The organism is Bartonella sp. AD328YNZD, assembly GCF_042196425.1.
In genome coordinates, this window is record NZ_JBHIQG010000017.1 from 1 (window position 1) to 20,601 (window position 20,601).

At 36.9% G+C, this 20,601-nt stretch carries 14 protein-coding genes; 7 read left to right on the forward strand and 7 right to left on the reverse strand.

Features of this window, described 5'->3' with window-relative positions:
* Positions 1–2,184, forward strand: a 2,184-nt coding sequence (locus tag ACFIO3_RS01910; RefSeq protein WP_375704058.1) for a bifunctional [glutamine synthetase] adenylyltransferase/[glutamine synthetase]-adenylyl-L-tyrosine phosphorylase, incomplete at its 5' end; no start/stop codon positions are given.
* A gap of 769 nt (positions 2,185–2,953) precedes the next feature.
* Entirely contained in the window at positions 2,954–3,778 is an 825-nt protein-coding gene (locus ACFIO3_RS01915) for an outer membrane protein (RefSeq protein WP_375606362.1), read from the forward strand.
* 1,380 nt (positions 3,779–5,158) lie between these two features.
* On the opposite strand, the gene ACFIO3_RS01920 is transcribed toward ACFIO3_RS01915, so the two are convergent.
* The 5 genes from ACFIO3_RS01920 to ACFIO3_RS01940 form a co-directional block, all read right to left on the reverse strand.
* The gene (locus ACFIO3_RS01920) at positions 5,159–6,043 is read right to left on the reverse strand and encodes a metallophosphoesterase family protein (protein ID WP_375704059.1); all 885 of its coding nucleotides are present in this window, start codon (positions 6,041–6,043) and stop codon (positions 5,159–5,161) included.
* A gap of 594 nt (positions 6,044–6,637) precedes the next feature.
* Positions 6,638–8,734, reverse strand: coding sequence for a glutamine amidotransferase (locus tag ACFIO3_RS01925; RefSeq protein WP_375704060.1), 2,097 nt, complete (start codon positions 8,732–8,734; stop codon positions 6,638–6,640).
* Positions 8,731–11,529: a DUF4159 domain-containing protein gene (locus ACFIO3_RS01930; protein ID WP_375609112.1), complete on the reverse strand. Its 2,799-nt coding sequence runs from the start codon at positions 11,527–11,529 to the stop codon at positions 8,731–8,733. Before ACFIO3_RS01930 ends, ACFIO3_RS01925 begins: the two co-directional genes overlap by 4 nt.
* Positions 11,526–12,437, reverse strand: a complete 912-nt coding sequence (locus ACFIO3_RS01935) for a DUF58 domain-containing protein (protein ID WP_375704061.1) — start codon at positions 12,435–12,437, stop codon at positions 11,526–11,528. Before ACFIO3_RS01935 ends, ACFIO3_RS01930 begins: the two co-directional genes overlap by 4 nt.
* On the reverse strand, positions 12,438–13,469 hold the full coding sequence (locus tag ACFIO3_RS01940) for an AAA family ATPase (protein ID WP_375614407.1): 1,032 nt from the start codon (positions 13,467–13,469) through the stop codon (positions 12,438–12,440).
* Between the two features lie 245 nt (positions 13,470–13,714).
* On the opposite strand from ACFIO3_RS01940, the gene ACFIO3_RS01945 reads away from it, so the two are divergent.
* The gene (locus ACFIO3_RS01945) at positions 13,715–14,968 is read left to right on the forward strand and encodes a CCA tRNA nucleotidyltransferase (RefSeq protein ID WP_375614406.1); all 1,254 of its coding nucleotides are present in this window, start codon (positions 13,715–13,717) and stop codon (positions 14,966–14,968) included.
* Positions 14,969–15,453: 485 nt separating this feature from the next.
* On the opposite strand, the gene ACFIO3_RS01950 is transcribed toward ACFIO3_RS01945, so the two are convergent.
* Positions 15,454–15,930 (reverse strand): tRNA (cytidine(34)-2'-O)-methyltransferase, encoded by a 477-nt coding sequence (locus ACFIO3_RS01950; RefSeq protein WP_375606355.1) that lies wholly within the window; start codon positions 15,928–15,930, stop codon positions 15,454–15,456.
* Positions 15,931–16,669: 739 nt separating this feature from the next.
* Between ACFIO3_RS01950 and petA the strand changes: the two genes are divergently transcribed.
* The 4 genes from petA to ACFIO3_RS01970 all read left to right on the forward strand — a co-directional run bounded on the left by petA (position 16,670) and on the right by ACFIO3_RS01970 (position 19,913).
* On the forward strand, positions 16,670–17,218 hold the full coding sequence (gene petA / locus ACFIO3_RS01955; protein ID WP_375606354.1) for a ubiquinol-cytochrome c reductase iron-sulfur subunit: 549 nt from the start codon (positions 16,670–16,672) through the stop codon (positions 17,216–17,218).
* Between the two features lie 4 nt (positions 17,219–17,222).
* Positions 17,223–18,479: a cytochrome bc complex cytochrome b subunit gene (locus ACFIO3_RS01960; RefSeq protein ID WP_375606353.1), complete on the forward strand. Its 1,257-nt coding sequence runs from the start codon at positions 17,223–17,225 to the stop codon at positions 18,477–18,479.
* Complete coding sequence (locus ACFIO3_RS01965) at positions 18,473–19,369, forward strand: cytochrome c1 (protein WP_375606352.1); 897 nt, start codon at positions 18,473–18,475, stop codon at positions 19,367–19,369. The genes ACFIO3_RS01960 and ACFIO3_RS01965 overlap by 7 nt, the downstream gene beginning before the upstream one ends.
* 103 nt (positions 19,370–19,472) lie before the next feature.
* Positions 19,473–19,913 carry a PRC-barrel domain-containing protein gene (locus ACFIO3_RS01970; protein WP_375606351.1) on the forward strand — a complete coding sequence of 147 codons (441 nt, stop codon included), beginning with the start codon at positions 19,473–19,475 and terminating at the stop codon, positions 19,911–19,913.
* Between the two features lie 155 nt (positions 19,914–20,068).
* Here the strand turns inward: ACFIO3_RS01970 and ACFIO3_RS01975 are convergent.
* Positions 20,069–20,601, reverse strand: a 533-nt coding sequence (locus ACFIO3_RS01975) for a DUF933 domain-containing protein (protein WP_375704062.1), incomplete at its 5' end; no start/stop codon positions are given.

A 20,601-nucleotide genomic window follows, 5' to 3' on the forward strand; every position in this document is an offset into this window, starting at 1 on the left:
CTTCGTCCAGATCCAGGATCAACCCCTTTGGCCTTACCAGTAAGGACTGCATTGCGTTATTACGAAGGGCGTGGGCAAAATTGGGAACGAGCAGCCATGATTAAAGCACGTCCAGTTGCTGGCGATAAGAGGGCGGGTTTTAACTTTCTCAAAGAGCTTTTTCCCTATGTGTGGCGGAAGTATTTAGATTATGCTGCTATTGCTGATATTCATTCGATCAAACGTCAAATTCATGCGCATAAAAGTTATGGTCAAATTGCAGCTTATGGCCATAATATAAAGTTAGGTCGTGGGGGTATTCGTGAGATTGAGTTTTTTGTTCAGACACAACAACTTATTGCTGGTGGGCGTTTTCCTCAATTGCGTGGACGTCAGACGGTTGCAATGTTGGCAGAACTTCATGCGCTTGGTTGGATTAGTGAGAAAACGAGAGATAGTCTTATAAAAAGTTATGCTTTTCTGCGAAATGTGGAACATCGTATTCAGATGCTTGCAGATGAACAAACGCATCTTCTCCCAAATGATATTACTCAATTCACGAGTGTTGCCTATTTAATGGGCTATCAAGACAGTAGCAGTTTTATCCGTGATTTATTAAAAACACTTCAGGTTGTTGAAAAACATTATGCTGCACTGTTTGAGAATGAGCAAGAACTTGGTTTAGAAATTGGTAATTTAGTTTTTACAGGTGAAGAAGATGATCCAGAGACATTAATAACGTTAAGCCGTTTAGGCTTTGAAAGAGCAAGTGATATTTGTCGTATTATGCGCACCCTTCACTGTGGTCGTTATAAAGCAACGCAATCAGCCGAAGCACGCGAGAGATTAACGGAATTAACGCCAGCTCTTTTGAAAGCTTTTGGCGCGACAAAGCGAGCTGATGAGGCGATGTTGCGTTTTGATAGTTTTTTACAGGGCTTACCCTCAGGAATTCAACTTTTTAGTCTTTTGCAATCTAATCCCTCTCTTTTGGATATGCTTGTCCTTATTATGGGGGCTGCTCCACGTCTTGCAGAAATTATTGCACGCAGGTCCCATGTTTTTGATGGAATGTTAGATCCGAATATTCTTTCAGAATTACCGACCAAAATGTACTTAGAAAAACGGCTTGAATATTTTCTTGAAAATGTTCTTTCTTATGAGGAAATTCTTGACCATTTAAGAATTTTTGCAGATGAACAACGTTTTTTGATTGGTATTCGAATTTTGAATGGTACAATTACAGGAGAAAGAGCGGGTTTTGCTTTTACTGCGCTTGCTGATCTTATGATTACAAAAACATTTGCTACCGTTCAAGAGGAATTTTCTCGTCTTCATGGTCGTATTAAAGGGGGGCGTGTTGGCATATTGGGTATGGGGAAGCTTGGAAGTCGCGAATTAACGGCAGATTCTGATGTTGACCTCGTTTTGCTTTATGAACACGATGATGATGCAGAAATATCTGATGGAGAAAAGCCTCTTTATATCTCTCAATATTATACGCGTTTAGCACAGCGCCTCGTTTCTGCTTTATCCACTCTTACAAGCCAAGGTGTTCTTTATGTCGTTGATTTAAGATTACGGCCATTAGGCAATAAAGGACCTATTGCTGTTTCTTTTCCATTTTTTAAAAAGTATTATCGCCAAGAAGCATGGATATGGGAATATCTTGCTTTAACAAGGGCTAGAGGCATTGCAGGAGATCCTGATTTTTTACAAAAGCTAGAAAATGAAGTGTGTGCAATTATTGCTATTTCTCGTGATAAGAAGGAAGTTGCAAAAGAAGTATGTGAAATGCGTTCCTTGATTGCAAAAGAAAAGCCGCCAAAAAATCAATGGGATTTAAAAACGATGTCTGGTGGCATTATGGATTTGGAGTTTATTGCTCAATTTTCTCTTATTACGCATGTCATTGAGTTTCACATTGGAGAGACGACAGCAGATATTTTAGATAATTTACCAAATAGTTTTCTTAATCAGTCATGTGTTGCTGATTTACATTATGCCTATGGTCTCTATACAAATTTGAGTCAAATTATACGACTTTGCTTAAATGATTCTCTTGATCCCAATGATATGCCAGCTGGATTAAGTGATCTTTTGTTAAAGAGTGTTGGGGAACCTGATTTGCTTCGTGTTGAAAAATTAATTGCAGAAACTGGGCAATTAGTCTGTTCAGTTTTTACGAAAGTCATGAAACATTAAATGTATTTTATAATGCTTTTATGAAATTATTGAATGCGATTATTAGATAAAATCATAAAAAGATATTATAGAAGCTTAAAAATTATTAATTCCATTTTTATATATTAATTTTGATATTTTATGTCATATAGGTTTGAGAGATCTAGAGAGTAAAAACCATTCTCTACTTATTTCTTCAAGTGTCATGAAAGAGTTTCTCTATCAAAAAAAGTCATTCTAGGTGTTATTCTTTATACAAAAAGAAATAAGGACTAGATTTTAGCGAATGATGTTGCTCATGTATATGATACAAGAATATGGATCAGTTATAAATCAGTAGTATTATATTAGATATACTTATCAAGTTAGAGATATTAAACACAATAATTATATTCAATAATGTTTTTGTCATATTAGATTTATATAAAATATTATAGAGGTAGTGGATATATATTATTTATTATTATACAAATATATTGAAGTAAATATGATAAAAAGTTTTATTGATTATATATCTCATTTTTTAAAAAAATTGATATTGGAGTTGTTTATATTATTATGGATAATAATGAAATATCCATCTATGAAAGCTATTATAAAGTAATACTTTAAGAAAATTATAAATAATTTTTTTAAAGTATTTATAATAATTATTTATTAAAAAATAATTTTATTTTTAAATAGGAGTTTAAAGTTTTTAACTGTGTCATTTTTGCTATAGATTTTTTGCAAAAAATGTGAAACGATTTACTATTATTTATGTATCACATTAGCTTTTAGGGGAGCAATTATGATTACAAAGTATTTAATCTCAACATCTATATTTTCTTTAATTTCAATTTCTATCGTACAGGCAGCGGATAGCGTTATTCCTGAACAGCCTGTTCCTGTTATTGCAGCGCCTTCTTTTTCTTGGACAGGATTTTATCTTGGAGGGCAGATTGGAAACTTTTCAGGCAAAACGACTGCAAGTTATTTAAAAAAAGAGACAGGGATATGGAATCCAGTTGGAAAAGAGAATTTGCCTAAACTTTCTGGTTTTATCGGGGGCGTTTATGCAGGTTCCAATATTGATATCGATAATGGTTTTATTATAGGTATTGATACGGATGTTATGTGGTCTAATAAAAAAAGTACGAAGGATATCCCTCTACCAAAAAATAAACCTGAAGAAACATCAAAATCTTTAGAAAGAACAGGTTACACGAGAGATTCTCATGAGGAGGAATCTCCAGCGTTGCCTATTGAGGCTATACAGCATACTTTAAAACAAAAATGGTCTGGTGCTACGCGAGTGAAAGTTGGTTTTGCACTTGAACGTATGATGCCTTATGTTTCTGGAGGAATTGCTTATACGCAACTTCAGAATATTTTTGCGGCAGTAGCTGATAGCAAAAATGGAGAAGTTGATTTTTCTGATTGGTTGCATGATGAAAAAAAGACCATGATTGGTTATACCCTTGGAGGTGGTATTGATTTTGCAATGACTGATAATATTATTGTACGTGCAGAATATCGTTATTCAGATTTTGGCAAAAAGAAATTCATACAGGATAAATTTGAAATGGGCTACAAGACAAACGATTTCCGTGTGGGTGTAGCTTATAAATTTTAATTTTTTGCAGAATTAAACACTTCAAAAGTCTCATTTTCGAATGAGGCTTTTGTTTTTCAGATATGTTCTAGTAAATATCCTTTACTCAAAAAAGCTACTATTTTATTCGAACAATACTTTGATTTGTAAATATAAATTAATTTTTGTCATGTTGAGTCAGAGACCCAAGTGTCATAAGATTTTCTCATTTTTAACCTATACCATATTGAACCAATCTAAACCATGTCTTTTGCACACCAAAAAGAGGGAGATTCGTGAGATAAAAACATTCAAGAAAGAATAAAAATGCTTCTTATGAACCATATTAAGTGCTAAAAACTTTCGCTACATTAGGGGGTGGCGAAGTATGAGATTTGATACGAGCTTGCTTTTCCATAAACGTGAAGATGGTGTTGCTGAATGGACTTAACATTACATCATTCATAGGTGCCGTCGGGAAATGGGTTTGGGTGCTTTAAAAGATGCTTTTTTAAACCAACATGTGAATTGGCAAGCTAATGGCATTTTATTTTATTTGAAAGATTTCTCATACAATCAACTTTTCTGTTTTGCGGTATCGTAAAATATTTTATTTAATAACAAAAAGCTCGCAAAAAATTCTAAAGAACATAAAATTACATCCACAATGTAACTCAATAATAAAATAATTATAAAGAGTATTATAAAGTGATTTATAGGAAAAAATAGATGAAAAATTAGGAATTTATTGAGACATAAAAAATATTATTACCTATGTTTTTTATCGAAACATAATCTATTATTTTTCCTAATTTTTTAATGTACGATAATAAATTTTGAGTGAAATAGTAATGGATCATTTCAAATCTATTTACGATAAATCAATCAACATCATTTGTTTATGAATCACAAGTATATTGGGTTATTTAAATTATATACTTTAGTTATTATTTGGCTTTTTTAGCCATTGATTTTCAGGCATAGAAGCTGAATGAGCTTCTCTATTATTCTATAAAATATCATCATTGTAATAATATAAGGATTTTACGCATTAGATGCTTTTGGAGGAGTGGATGATGAAATTCAAAGCAGGGTTTATGTGTAGAGCTTTGTGAAGTAAATCACATGTGCGATTAGCAGCTGGAACCCTTGAGACAAGAATCCGAATTATTTATAAATCAGATGTGGTAGAATTTTCGTCCTTTAGGGCGGGAAGGAAGAAAACCAAAACCGATAAGTTTGTAAAAAGCTAGTCACATAAGTGGGGCTGCAGATGGAACTGTCTGAGAAAAATTGATCTATTGACAGAGAAGGTGAAACTTTATCTTTTAAGGAGAAAAAGGAAATAAGAATTATGATTTCCAAAGGGATATGAAATAAAAATATTTTCATTTTTGGTTGTTTGGGCAACTATGAAGGTGTTTAAAGATTAATTGTTTCAGTACATGCAATCTCGTTTTTGGGGTTGATAATGCTATAACGTTGTAATTGGCAATGCCATTGATTTTGTAAGCGTTCAATGGAAAATAAATTAAAGCCTGCGGGTGGTTTTTTATCTCCAAAAGCTTGTGATGCGGAAGGAACACCAACAATAGGGATTTTTTTAATTGGTCCTTCAATGTAATTCAATGTGGGTAAATGAGTATGTCCGTGAAGAATAAGCTCACAACCGTGGTATTTGATAACGTCTAGAAAACGTTTTATATCCCGTAGTTTTTTATGCCAAGACGTTGCCTTTGGAAAGGGGGGGTGGTGAATCATGACGACACGAAAAAGGTTGCGCTGTGCTGCTTCCTTTAAAAAGAGCGGTAAAGTTTGCGCTTGCATTTTACCAAAATAACCGGAAGCTTGAAAAGGCAATGTCGCAATGGCTGAAGAAGCTGCTATGATGGCAACATTTTTACGAATGCGCATATAAGGAAAGACGCTTTTTTGAGGGATGTCACCTGTAATCCAAGGTTTAAAAAGAGTGCATGCTTTTTGTAAAGCGCCGCGGACATAGGCATCATGATTTCCAAATGTCAAAGAAATATTTTGGGGTTGTCCTAAGTTAAGGAGCCAACGATACGCTTGTTCAAATTCCTTATCGAGAGCAAGATTGACAAGATCACCAGAGATCACCAGGTGATCAGGCTTTGTTTTTTTCAAGGCATCCATTAAAGTTTCTAAGACATTTGTTGCCATCTGACTCTTACGTTTTTTTTGCCAGTTCAGATAACCGGTAAGACGCTTCCCAGAAAGTTCAAAAAGGGAAGGTTGCGGGAGAGGGGAAAGATGTACATCCGATATATGGGCAAGATAAAACATAAAAGCTCGTAGAGTATTAAAAACGATTTAAAGAATAAACATAAGATAACTTAGTGTTTAAAGGCAAGAAAGATGGTAAAATGAAAATTAGCTTGCAAAAAAGAATGTCTCAAACGGAATGTTCCAAATAGAATATCCCTAATAAAATATTATTGTGTCGTACATTCACATATTTGTAAAAAACATTTCTCAATGCGTTTGAGCTAATTTCAAGACGGTACTCGATATTATAATGGAAAGCTTCTGTGAACTATATAGGGCTTACTGTACACTACCATCTCTACGCTTATACAAGGTGCAAATAAAAAACATCATACTATTTTCCCCCAATTTTATGAAAATTCTTGCTTTGCTTTAAGAGGATTTATAAGAGGTATTTCACTCTTTTCTTCAATGGTTTCTATCCATACAGCATTTCTTCTAATAATACGCAAGAGAATGTTTTTTATTATTTTAATATGAGGATATTGGAAATAAGGAGAATTCCACTGTATTTTGAGTTATAAATCAATACGTTATATAATTATAAAAGACAAGTAAATACGTAAAAGGATAAGCTAAATTTAAAAACTATTATACTAAATTTCAGATTTTTTAACGGCCTTCACGATACCACATGCTGCTCAACAGTAAAAGGCAGGCAAGCAGTGCAAAAAAGCCAGAAAATATCGAAAAATAAAAGGTATTGATTAAACGGGTTTCGGTTGCTTCTTTCAGAACAATTGAATGTGCTGGGGAAGAGGACGGACTTTTTTTTGATTGAATCAGCTTGAATGGAGGAAGATGAAAATTTTCTTTTCCCTCAGGGTGTAAACGTCCGATGTAGCCACCAGTGTGCTTAATAATGGGGGCCAGTTTTTCTTGTGTTGAAGTCAAGTCAAACAACTCAAGATTATCGAGCATCCCTACAGAAGAAAGTATTGTTAAATCGCCATTTTTAATGGTAAAAACTCCTGTCTCATCAGTGGTCACAGTTGCAGTAAAAAGGCCTTCTTGTTCTTTGGTGAGAGTAATATTTTCTTTTTTTCCAGAGGGAAAGATTATTTCGACGGGCTCTGGATGCTCTTTGAGGGTTTGGCGGCGAATTGTTAAATGATGATTGCTGCTGGTTGCACTTAATTTTTCTTCTTCAAGTTCTGGTTCTTTCATAAGCCAATGGGCAATTCGTCGATAAAGAGCAGCATAAGGACCTCCGCCTTCGAAACCTCTAGCCCAAAGCCAACTTTCATCGGAAAGCAACATGCCTACACGCCCTTTATCAACATGGGAGAGAATTAAAAGTGGTTGTTCATTGGCTCCTTTCATGAGGGCGATTCCGTTATTTATATTTTGAATAGCAATTTGTCGCAACCATTGTCCCCATTGAGAAGCTGGAAGGTTAAGTGTTGCAAGACCCCTTGTGACAGGATGGCGCTCACCTTCTTTGGTTAATGTGGGGCGAAAAGGTTTTTCAATAATAGTTCCATTGGGCAATGCCGGTAGAATGCTTATTAAAGGTGTTTTCGCAAGTGAGTTTTTTTGGGTAAATTCAGGTCCTGTTACCATCAACAATGCACCCCCCTTTTGTACATATTGGGCGATATAATCATAATAGATTAAGGGGAGAACAGTAGAGTGCTGGTAGCCATCAAGGATGATGAGATCAAAGTTATTAATTTCTTCAACAAAGAGTTTTCTTGTGGGAAAGACCACTAAGGATAATTGGCTTGAGGGCGTATTATCTGCTTTGGTGGGGGGACGCAAAATAGTAAAGTGAACAAGATCAATATTGGAGTCACCTTTCAAAAGGTCTCGCCATGTCCGTTCTCCATTATAAGGAGCACCTGAAATAAGAAGAACGCGTAAATTTTCTCTGATTCCTTCAATAATTGTTATAGCGCGGTTATTTTCAAAGCTTAGTTCACCTTTGTATGGATCAGTTATAACTTGGATAATATTTTTTTCAGCATGAGGAAGAGTAATTTCAGTTTGAAAAATCACGCCAGGAGTTACAGAATAATGGCCAATGTCTTGTCCATTGACGCTTAGTGTAATATTTGCTTTCTGTGGTATTGTTTTTTTGGCGGGGCCTTTATCTTCTACCAAAATAGAGAGCGTTTGTGGTTTGTTGACAAGGGCAAAGCGTGGAGGAGAAATAAACTTGATTTGGCGATCAAATTCATCTGAGTATCCTGTAATCAAAGCATTGAGAGGTGCTTCATGATGAAGATCTGATAGGTCAGGGATGTCATGCACTTGTCCATCAGTGATAAAAATGGTTCCTGCATAAAGAGAGAGTGGTACATCAGATACTGCTTGTGTTAAAGTCTCAAACAAATTCGTTGAGGGCGCATACTGATTATCAGCAAGTTTTCCAGCTTCAATAAAACGTGGTTCAAATTGTGGATAATGCGCCAATACTTGAGTTAATTGCGCGCGCGCTTCATCACTGTCGTTTGTACGTGTTCCAAATGTTTGGCTTTTGCTGCGGTCAATAATAATTCCCACTGTGCTTTTCAGTGGTTCGCGCTGTTCTTTTATGATCATTGGATTAAGCAAAGCAAGGATGAGGGCGCTTAATGCCATCAGACGAAATATAGAACCTTGACGTTGCGTAACAAGACCAACAACGACAAAAAGAAAGGATATTCCGCTTAAGAGCAGAATCCAAAAGAGTGGTAAGAAAGGCTGAAAAGTGAAAAGTGGTATCATTGCCTTCTTTCTCTTTTAAAGCGTTCCAAGAGCGCAGGAACATGAACTTGGTCCGCTTTATAGTTTCCTGTAAGCACATAAAGAACAATATTTAAACCTGCGCGAAATGCCCATAGACGTTGCATTGGATCATTGGGAACAAGGGGATATTTCCATGTTCCTTTTTCATCGAGTGCCCAAGCACCGGCAAAGTTATTTGCGGTGATGAGAAGAGAACTTACGTTATCACCACTGGCAAGAGAATTTTTATTTTTTTTGTTTGTTGATGAGGATTCAACCCATAAAGGTGAACCACGGTAGAGACCAGGAAAATCTGGCATAATATAAAAGGAACGTGCAACAACGTGATCGGTTGATGCTGGCTCAATGGATGGAATATTTAATCCTTTTAAGATGGTTCGTAATCTTTGCGTTTCTGGAGTGGCATCTCCTTCAAGATTAAGATTGCTCTTTATCTGATCGCGTGTGTCAAATAAAATTGTTCCCCCATGTTTCATAAAATTATTTATTTTTTCAAGGCTTTTGGGAGTTGGTATAGGACTCTCAACATCAATTGGCCAGTAAATAAGAGGATAAAAGGAGAGTTCATCTTTATCGAGATCAAGTGCTGTAACAGAGCCAGGGGAAAGCATTGTGCGCTCTGCAATAAATTGGCTTAAGGCTTCTAGACCACTTTTACTCGTTGTATCAATTTCACGATTGTTGGTTATAACGTAGGCAAGATGTGTTGCACCAGCGGCTTGTACACTATCATGATGATTTTCTGTCGTTTGTGCATGAAGAATTGGAGCATATGCAAACAAGGCAATAAGAATTATGAGAGGGAGGAAAAACATATTATGCCGTTTATTGAAAGAAAAAATACCTCCCATCCATAAAATGAGAAAATTATCAAAGGCGAATAATAAGATGGCTAATCCTAAAAGTGGACCGGTAAGATTTTTTTCTTTTGTATCGTAAGATAAAGGACTCTTGTTAAGAGAAGGTGGCAATGATGATTGTTTCATCAAGCGCGATGAATGAGTTAAGAGATTAAGCGCATAAAAATTGTTTTTGACACCATAAAGTCCTGGTGGGGTATGATAGGAAGGACGGGGTGGATTTTGAGCATCAAAGACCAGTGGAACAATATCAGAGGATGGTACTTGTAATTGTCCGTCAACGGCTATAGTTCGCCAAGGGTTTTGTACCACTGTTCTTTTTTCTCTGTGTGTTAGGTTTGTGTTTTCGTTAGAACCTAATGTGATTAATTTTTGCAGCATTTGTGCAAAAAAGCCAGAAAGAGGAAGATTAGACCATGTTGGGTCAGGAGCAACATGAATGAGAATGAGGGTTCCTTTACCACGTTTTGCTGCGGTAATAAGAGGAGTTCCATCCGAAAGGCTAAGCCACGTTTTTTCAAAAAGATCTGGGGTTGGTTCTGCGAGGATTTGGCGAGAGACAGTAACATCTCCTGGAAAGGGAAGACCAAAGAAAAAGCTATTTTTTGCAAAAGGTGCAAGCTTTTGTGGTTTTGTCCAAGACATAATACTTCCAAGGGAACGTTGGCCTGGGCGCAGTGGTATCGGAAGAAGGTTATCGTAATGTTCTGCGCTACTGAGTTTTTCTCCTGCAAAGCGGATGAGTGTTCCCCCTTTATTCACAAAATCAGAAAGTTTTTTTTCTGCATTTTCGGGCATGTTAACAATGTCACCCATAATAAAAACAGATGGATTTTGTTTAAGCAAATGATCAATATCCGTTGAAAGTTCTCTTCCACCGGCTGTTATAAGCTGTGTATGACCTTGTAAGGCTTTAATAATGTAATAAAATGGAGCAAGTAAAGGCTGTGCCATTTCATTGGTATCGGGTGAGAGAAGAGCAACACGGCTTATCCTGTTATGGCTGTCTACCAAGAAGGTTGCAGCAGCATGGTTTTGATTGTTTATTTTTATCCAAGCGATATCATTGCGTAGTTCAAGTGGTACATTAAAAGGAACAAGTACTGTTGTTTCTCCTTCAGAGAAATTGTTCGTAAATTGACCGAGAAGTTGATTATTTGAATCGTAAAGGCTGAGTATAGCGGGAGTATTACTGTGTGTTGTTGAGCGGATAATACGCGCGCCCATGTTTCCATTGTTATTTTCTATGGATGTTATGCCGGTTAAATCGGAAATATCAGTCAAATACCACAAGAAGTTTCTAGGTTTTAGTTCTTCAAGAAGAGCAAAAGCTTGCTCATCTTCATTTGTTTGTAATCCATCACTTAAATAAGCAATATCAAGAGGTTTTCCTTTGGTTATTTCGCTGAGTTTTTTGAAGGCATGCACACGGTTGACAGGCCAAGGACGCGGTTGCAAATGCATTAAATGCTGTTTTATAATCTTGGCTGGTTGGGGCTCTATATTGGAGATATCATGTTCAGCCGTTGCAACAAGATAAATATCTTTTTGCTGTTTTTCTGCCTGTGCAAGGAGTATTTCAGCGATAGAGATGCGTTTTTTCCATTCTTTTACAGAAACCCAACCATTATCAATAATGAGTGCAAGGGGTTGAGACCCAGAAAGGCTTATTGGTTTTTGATTCCAAGTGGGGCGTGCTAGAGCTATGATAACAAGTGCCGCTATGGTTAAACGCAACAAGAGCAACCACCAAGGTGTATGTTTTGCTGTTTCTTGTTGATGAGTTGGTTTGGGTAAGAAGCGAAAAGGGGGAAAAAGCTCTTTACGCGGAGATGGAGGAGTTATCCGCAATAGCCACCAAATGACCGGTAGGAACAAAAGCCCTAGTAACAGAAAGGGAGCAGCAAAACTCAAAGTGCCCTCCTTTTTTGCAATGGAGAGTCGCTCATTGTATTTGCGAGATGAAAAATGGTCTCTGTTAAAGGTTGATCCGTTGTACTAACGTGATAAGACCATCCTTGGCGTGCGCAAAAATTTACCAATTCTTGTCGCCTTGCGTGATATAGTTTACAATAGCTCTTACGAAGATCTTCTGCTTTAGTGGAAACATGTTTCTCTTTCGTTTCAGGATCCAAAAATGCTGTGTGACCTGTGTAGGGGAAGCTTTCTTCTGCGGGATCAGAAATTTCAATTAAATGAGCTGTCACCTGTTTTGTAGTTAAAACGGTTAAATGTTGGATGATTTTTTCAGGATAGTCGAGAAAATCACTCATTATAACGACATGTGAAAAGCGTGTAATCGTTGAAAAATCCGGAAATGAATTTTCATCTGAATGATTTTCTAAAGCAAAGGCTATTCGTTCTACGACATTGGATGTCATTGTGGGGGACATTAAGTTGGGAATAGCAATATGTTCGCCACTGCGTGCAAGAAGGGATGCCAAGGTAAGGGTAAGAAGAGTGGCATGATTACCTTTAGAGATTTTAGAAAAGCGCGAACAGTAATGCATTGATGCGCTCTGATCAGGACAAAGCCAAACGGTTTGTGTCATTTGCCATTCATGTTCACGGAGATATGTATTTTCATCACGCGCTGAGCGACGCCAGTCAATGCGGCTAATGGATTCTCCTTCCATATAGGGACGAAATTGCCAAAAGTTTTCCCCATTACCGCTTTTACGTTGTCTATGCCATCCGGTTATCAATGTATTAGCGATATGACGCGCTTGTAAAAGGAAATATGGCATTTTGCCAGTATCCTTATGCAGTTCATTTGCCAGCGACAATGAAGGCTTTTGTAAAACTTTTTTGCCAAGAGCCATTCAAAGAGCATCTTTCACAAGGTTATTAATAATATCTTTTACGGTTATATCTTCAGCACGGGCAGAAAAATTAAGAGCCATGCGGTGTTGTAATACGGGATAGGCCAATGCTTCAACATCATCAAGTGAAGGAGCTAAGCGTCCATAATAAAGAGCACGAGCGCGAACACAAAGTGAAAGGGCTTGTGATGCCCGTGGACCAGGTCCCCAAGAAACATAAGTATTAGCAAGGCTATTGTCTTTATGAGGGCGAGATGAGCGGACAATTTTTAAAATAGCTTCAATCACATTTTCTGAAAGAGGCATTTGGCGAACGATATTTTGAATTTTTTGCAATTTTTTGCCGGATAAAATTGGTTTTGCATTTGATTTTTTTTCTTTTGTTGTTTCTAAAATAATCCGTCGCTCTGTTGTGAGGTCAGGATAGTCAATATCGATTTGCATCAAAAAGCGATCCAGTTGTGCTTCAGGAAGTGGATAAGTCCCTTCTTGTTCGAGAGGATTTTGCGTTGCAAGAACATGAAAAGGTTGTGGCAAATCATAACGGGTACCTGCAACAGTAACATGATATTCTTGCATAGCTTGTAAAAGGGCTGACTGTGTCCGTGGGGAAGCACGATTGATTTCATCGGCCATGAGAAGTTGCGTGAAAATAGGACCTTGAATGTATCGAAAAGAACGTTTACCGTCTTTATCGGAATCCATAATTTCAGAACCAATAATATCCGATGGCATTAAGTCAGGAGTGAATTGGATGCGTTTTTCATCAAGCCCTAAGACTGTTCCCAATGTTTCAACAAGACGTGTTTTTGCAAGTCCTGGAGCACCGACAAGAAGGGCGTGACCACCAGCAAAAATAGCGATTAAAGCATATTCGATTACCTGATTTTGCCCAAAAATAACTTTGTCAATTTCTTTTTGTAAAATATCCAACTCTTTGTGTGCCGTATCAATATCATCAATAATGACTTGAGCTTCATGATTGATATTGACCTTTTTTATAGAATTGGATGATGGATCATGTTGACTCATATTTCTTCCTTAAGGCGTTTGTCGCAAAAATGGTAATTTTCTCTGCATGATAATGGATATCTTATTGTTTGTAACAGAAAATGAGAAGAAATGAAGTATCATATGCCGTTTTTTTTCATATTCATATAGAAGAGAAAAGTTTCTTTGGAAGAATAGACGTGTTTTATAAGGGATGTCTTAAAAAAATTGTTTTATGAAGAGAGTTTTTTAAAGCAATGAAGACAACTTTTTTGAAAGGTTAAAGGGTGAATATAAGACAGAACTTCAAACAGGTTGCGTGGTTACAACAAAGTGATATCCAAACACTTCTTCGTGTTTTGTCTGTGGAGGGGGAAGAGGCGCGTATTGTAGGGGGAGCAGTACGCAATCAACTGCTAGGGCAGCCTATTAGTGATATTGATATTGCCACAACCTGCTTGCCGCAACAGATTATCGCACGTGTAGAAGCAGCAGGATTTAAAGCTATTCCTACAGGGATTGCGTTTGGTACAATAACAGTAGTTGCTCATTCATGTTCTTATGAGGTTACAACGCTTCGCTGCGATATTGAAACGGATGGTCGTCATGCAAAAGTGGCATTTGGTCGTGATTGGAAAAAAGATGCTGAACGGCGAGATTTTACGATAAATGCGCTTTATTGTGATGCTGCTGGCAACCTTTATGATGATGTGGGAGGTTTGAGTGATATTGCTAGCCGAACAGTTCGTTTTATTGGGGTTGCAGAAGATCGTATTGGCGAAGATTATTTGCGTATTTTACGGTTTTTTCGCTTTTTTGCGTGGTATGGAGCAGGGCGACCTGATGTGCAAGGATTGAAGGCATGTGTTCGTTTAAAACACGGTTTAAAAAAACTTTCTTCTGAACGTATTTGGGCAGAAATGAAAAAGCTTCTTGCGGCGTTTGATCCAACGCGTGCTCTTTTATGGATGCGACAAAGCAGAATTTTGGCACTCATTTTCCCTGAAACAGAACGATGGGGTATTGATGCAATTCACGCATTGGTGAAGACAGAACAGGCTCTTGGTTGGAAAGTTGATCCATTGTTACGGCTAGAAAGCCTTCTTCCTCCTGATCCCATGCGTCTTCATGAAATGGCACAGCGCTTGCGTTTTTCTCTTAAGGAAACAACGCGATTAAAAGAATGGGCAGAGTTAGAAATAATCAGCCAAAACTGTTCTGATCATTTTGTGCAAAAACTGATTTATTTTCATGGACGACAGCCAGTTTTAGATCAATTATCGTTGTCTGTCGCTGCATCACATCTTGATCATCTGGAAAAAAGTGATGCTTTGCAAAAAGCAGAGGGTTATATTAAGCTTTATCAACTTGCCAAAAAATGGCAAATTCCAACTTTTCCTATTAATGGTAACGATTTAATAAAAAAAGGTTTTACGAAAGGTATACTTTTAGGAAAAAAGCTTAAAGAGCTAGAAATGATATGGATTGAAAGCGGATTTTTAATGGATCGTCATGCACTATTAGAAAAAATTGATTTATAATATTTCTGTTTATAAACCCACTGTTTTTTATATTTTTTAAGTCAACATATTAATTTATAATAATCACTATTCATGTGAAAGAAGAGTCCACAATATTGTAAGGTTATTTCAAACCTGTTCATATTACATCAATCAAAATTATTGCCTTACACGTCACAAGTGAGGAAAAATGATTAAAGAGAGGAAAAATGTCTCTTATAAACCATCTCAAAGATAAGGATTCTCGAAAATGAGAACGAATAAAGAGGATAGTGATAGCGGTTTGCACCTTGTATGACCATAAAGAGGGGGATGTTCACTGGATTTTTACTATGAGGAGTATTTAATCATTCATAGGTGGTGATATGAGGTGATATGAAATGGATGTGATGGGCACTAAGAAATGTTTATTTTACAAGCACTTAATTGTTTGAAAATGATAGGCATTATACGCTCTAACTGTTTTTTATATGTTGTATTATTGTTTTTCGTGATAATTTATATTTTTATAAAATACATTTTCTTTCATAATAACCAATTTGGCGCAATGCTTCTCCTGTTGTTATAGCCACGCTCATGGCGAGATTGAGAGAGCGTGCCTGTGGTTGCATGGGAATTTTCAGTGTGTAATCGGCCGTTTCATGAACATAATCGGGAACTCCAGCTGATTCCCGACCAAAAAGTAAAACATCATTTCTTTGATAGCATATCTGCGTATAGCATGTTTTTGCTTTTGTACTTAAAAGCAACAGGCGGCGGTTAAAGTGTTTCATGGAGCTTATAAAATGTTGCCAATCAATGTGTCGTTCTAAGGAAGCATATTCGAGATAATCCAATCCTGCGCGTTTGAGATTACGATCCGACAGATTGAAGCCTGCAGGTTCAATAATGTGCACATGTAAACCAAAGCAAGCGCTAAGACGTAAAATCGTTCCAGTATTACCAGCAATATCAGGTTGGAAAAGAGCTATATGAAGTGTCATGTTCTCTGTAATATGATTTTTCTTTCGACTTTGTAAAGAAATACCACAATTTATTCGAAAAATATGCTTTGAGAAATACATGTTTTTTACGGTTAATTTTTATTCCCTTTAAATTTCAGGGAAAAAGTTATGTATACAGATCTGTTTGGGATAAGAGAGAAGCTCCCTATTCGGGACTTCATTTTATTGAGCGATCCATGAATGGATTGGCTCATTATGTTGAAAAGTGGGATATTTAATGAGGTTAGATCATCCATTTTAATTAAAATCAACAAAATATGCTTTTTATGCAAAAACAGAAGCTTATGCAAAAACAGAAGCGAAAAAAATACTCATACAACCAGTTGGAATTGAGAGAGGGAGAGATGCTGTAAATGTGTTAAAGAAATAACCGATAAGCTCAACTTGTTTACTGAGATATGGTCATAATAAGACTATCTTTCTTTAGAAGTGTTTATTTACATGCTATCTCTGATTTTCACGGGCGGGGGAGTAATTTTGATTGATTAATATGAATAGGTTGGAAATGAAAAAACCTTACGGTGTTTCAGGATTTCATTCACTCTGTAAAATGATGAATTATCATTATAAAACAGTTTTTTGTATAAACCATACAAATGGCAGGAGTTTTTACGGGGATGTTTTTATGATTGAGGTAACTGAGTGATCAAGCATTGTACAATGGGAGAGGGTATGGTAGAAAGGATGTTTTAGCAAAGTGTCTCTTTAAGTTAAGGCCATGGGTGAGCAAACGAGGCGGGATTTTCTGTTTTTGGTAACAGCTGTTGCAGGAGCAGTTGGAATGGGAGCGGTTATGTGGCCTTTTATCCGTCAGTTGCGTCCAGATGAAGCTGTTTTGGCATCTTCCTCTGTTGAGGTTGATCTTTCTGGTATTGAAGAGGGGATGTCGATAACGGTAAAGTGGCGAGGACAGCCTGTTGTTATTCGAAATCGTACGGCAAAAGAAATTGCTGATGCGCGCGCTACTGAATTGAGACTTCTAAAAGATCGTCAAGCGCGCAATCCTAATCTTGAAGGTGAAAAGGAAGCAACAGATTTTGCGCGTTCAGCAGGTAAAGGACGTGAAAATTGGCTTATTGTTATTAATCTTTGTACGCATCTAGGCTGTGTAACACTTGGGCAATCGGGTAAATTTGGAGGGTGGTTGTGTCCCTGTCATGGGTCTGTTTATGATACAGCTGGAAGAGTGCGTTCGGGTCCAGCTAACTATAATTTGGCTATTCCTCCTTACCAATTTCTTTCTGATACTTTGCTCAAAATAGGATAAGGTTATGACAAGGTTTTCTCCTTATTGTCCTAAAAATGCACTTGCTCGTTGGTTTGATAAGCGTTTTCCTCTTCCTCGTTTTTTTTATAATGCATTTGTGATTTTTCCTGTTCCGCGTAATCTTAATTACTTTTACACATTTGGCGGTATTTTAACCATTATGCTTTTATCACAGCTATTGACAGGTATTGTCTTGGCTATGCATTATGTTCCGGATATTCATTTGGCTTTTGAAACTAGTGAACGATTTCGGCGTGAAGGGCAGTTTGGTTGGCTTTTTCGTCCATGGCATTGTGTAGGCTCTTCGTTTTTTTTTATTGCTGTTTATATCCATTTGGCACGTGGACTTTATTATGGTTCTTATAAAAATATGCGAGAAATGGTATGGGTTACAGGTATTTTTATTTATATCATCATGATGGCAATAGCGTTTTTTGGTTATGTGCTTGTTTGGGGGATGATGTCTATTTCAGCTGCTTCAGTGATTGCAGGGCTTTTCAAAACGATTCCTTTAGTGGGGTCTTGGTTGCATGAGACACTTCTTGGTGGTTATGTCGTAGGACAACCAACGTTGAATCGTTTTTATGTTTTCCATTATGTTTTATCATTTGTTTTGCTTCTTTTTGTGGGGCTTCATATTTGGGCAATTCATTGTGTTGGGCAAGGAAATCCAACGGGTCTTGCTATACAGTCAGATAAGGAAACGGTTCCATTTTCGCCTTATGCACTGATCAAAGATATTTTTGCTATTACTGTTTTTCTCATCTTCTTTGCCTGGTTTTTGTTTTATATGCCCGATTATATGGGGCAGGTTGAAAATTATAGTGTGGCAGATCCTTTAAAGGCACCTCTTCGTGTGGTTCCAGAATGGTATTTTTTGCCTTTTTATGCGATGCTTCGTGCTATAACTTTTGATATTGGTATTTTCTCTTCAAACTTTGTTGGCTTTGTTTTATTCGTCAGTTCGATTTGCATTTTAATTTTTGTGCCATGGTTAGACCGCTCTAAAATATGTTCAGCAAGATATCGACCTGTTTATAAAATTTTCTTTTGGGCGTTGGTTATTGATGTCGTTTTTCTTGGTTGGTTGGGGTCAAGAGAAATAAGTGACAAAATTCTTTTATGGACACAATTGGCTACGGTTTATTATTTTATATTTTTTTTGGTTATTTTGCCGATTTTGCCAGCGTTTGAAAAAAATTATTCTCTTCCTTCTTCAATTATGCAAGATTTAAAACAGAAAAAAAAGAGACTATGGTAAATGTTTTTGTCGGGCTGGTTGTTATTGTTGCTATGAGTTTTTCTGCTCAGAGTTTAGCGGGTGATGCCTCTGATCAGGAAGAGGGATTTATTTCTTTTCCTTTACAGGTTCCTAAAAAACAAGAATGGAGTTTTTCAGGTCCATTTGGGTTCTACGATAAGGCGCAATTGAGGCGCGGATTAAAGGTTTATAAACAAGTTTGTTCCAGCTGCCATGGGCTAAAATATGTGGCTTTTCGCAATTTAAAAGCTCTTGGGTATGATCAAGAACAGATTAAAGTTTTGGCGGGGCAGTATGAAGTGCGTGATGGTCCTAATCGAGAAGGAAAATTTTTTAAACGTGCTGGGGTTGCAACGGATTATTTTCCTTCTCCCTTTGCGTATGAAGAAGAAGCAAGACAGGTTTTGAATGGTGCTTATCCTCCAGATTTGTCATTGATGGCACGTGCACGTGGTGTATCTTTGCCTTTTCCTGCTTTAATTACGGATGTTTTGACTCATTATGATACGGCTGGTCCAGATTATATTACAGCTCTTTTAACAGGATATCAGGAAGCGCCGAAGAAAGTAAAAGTTGCTGATGGTTATTGGTATAATCCTTATTTTATTGCCAGTAATTTTTTAACTATGGCACCTCCTTTGAGTGATGGTGTAGTTGCTTATGAAGATGGAACCCCAGAAACCGTTGAACATTACGCTCGTGATGTTTCTGCTTTTTTGATGTGGTCTGCTGATCCTCATATGGAAATTCGTAAAAAAACCGGTTTTCGTGTTATTTTATTTTTAATCATTTTTGCAGGGCTTGTTTATATTTTAAAAGGTCGTATTTGGCGTAGTTTAGAAGAAGAGTTTGAGAAAGAAACAAAAGACGAAATAAAGAAAAAAGGATAAGGCGACTGGTTTTGAAAGAGTATAAAAAGCATAAGGAACAAATCTGTTTATAATGCATTGAGGTTTTATAAAGTAAAAGCAAAGTAAAAACGGAGATGTTAAAATGAAAAAAATTTCATGTACTACTCTTATGTCAATTTTGATGATTTCTAGTACTTATGCGCAGTCTTTTGAAGGACCTTCTAAACCTGAAATGATTTCTTCGACAGGTATTGTACAGGTAGGGATAAATAATTCTGTGCGTTATGTAACACCTTTAGCAACGGATTTTGTTGCTTCTAGCCTTATAGGTGCTAAGGTATATAATATAGAAGATGAAAATATTGGTGAAGTAAAAGATATTATTTTACGTGAAAATAATATTGCGGGATTTGTTGTTGCAGTTGGTGGTTTCCTTGGTATAGGGGAGAGTTATGTGGTCGTTTCTCCAGAAACAATCCAGATGACAAATGATTATGGTAAGTGGAAACTTATTACAAATGCGACAAAAGATTCTTTAAAGGACGCTCCAACATTTAAATACGAAGGGCGTTGGACGCGCTAATTTTATATTTCCATTCTTGAATGGATAAAACAGTTGCTGTCACAATAATGGTAGCACCTGTTTTTTGTTCAGGAGACCTTTAGGAACTTTTGCGGTAAGCTCTCATGAACTTAATACAAAATTTTCAAGATAAACTATTAAGATAGAGTGAAGATTTAAGTATTATGTTTAAATAACATGATATCGCCATCTTGCACAATGTATTCTTTTCCTTCATCGCGGGCTTTTCCTGCTTCTTTTGCACCGCTTTCTCCACCCAGAGCAATATAGTCATTGTAGCTGATGGTTTGTGCACGAATGAAGCCGCGCTCAAAATCTGAGTGAATAACGCCAGCTGCTTGGGGAGCTTTGGTACCACGCGCAATTGTCCATGCTCGCGTTTCCTTAGGCCCACAGGTGAAGTAAGTAATGAGATCAAGTAAATGATAACCAGCGCGAATAAGGCGATTTAAACTTGGTTCAAAGAGTCCTAGAGCATTGAGATATTCTGAGGCTTCAGCATCACTCAGTTGCGTGATTTCCGCTTCGATAGAAGCCGAAATGATAATACTTTGCGCATTTTGCTCTGTTGCCATTTTTTCAACTGTTTGGGTAAAACTATTGCCATGAGCGGCGTCATTTTCGCTTACGTTGCAAACATAAAGTACAGGTTTGGAGGTTAAAAGATTTAAACTTTTAAGAATGTTCT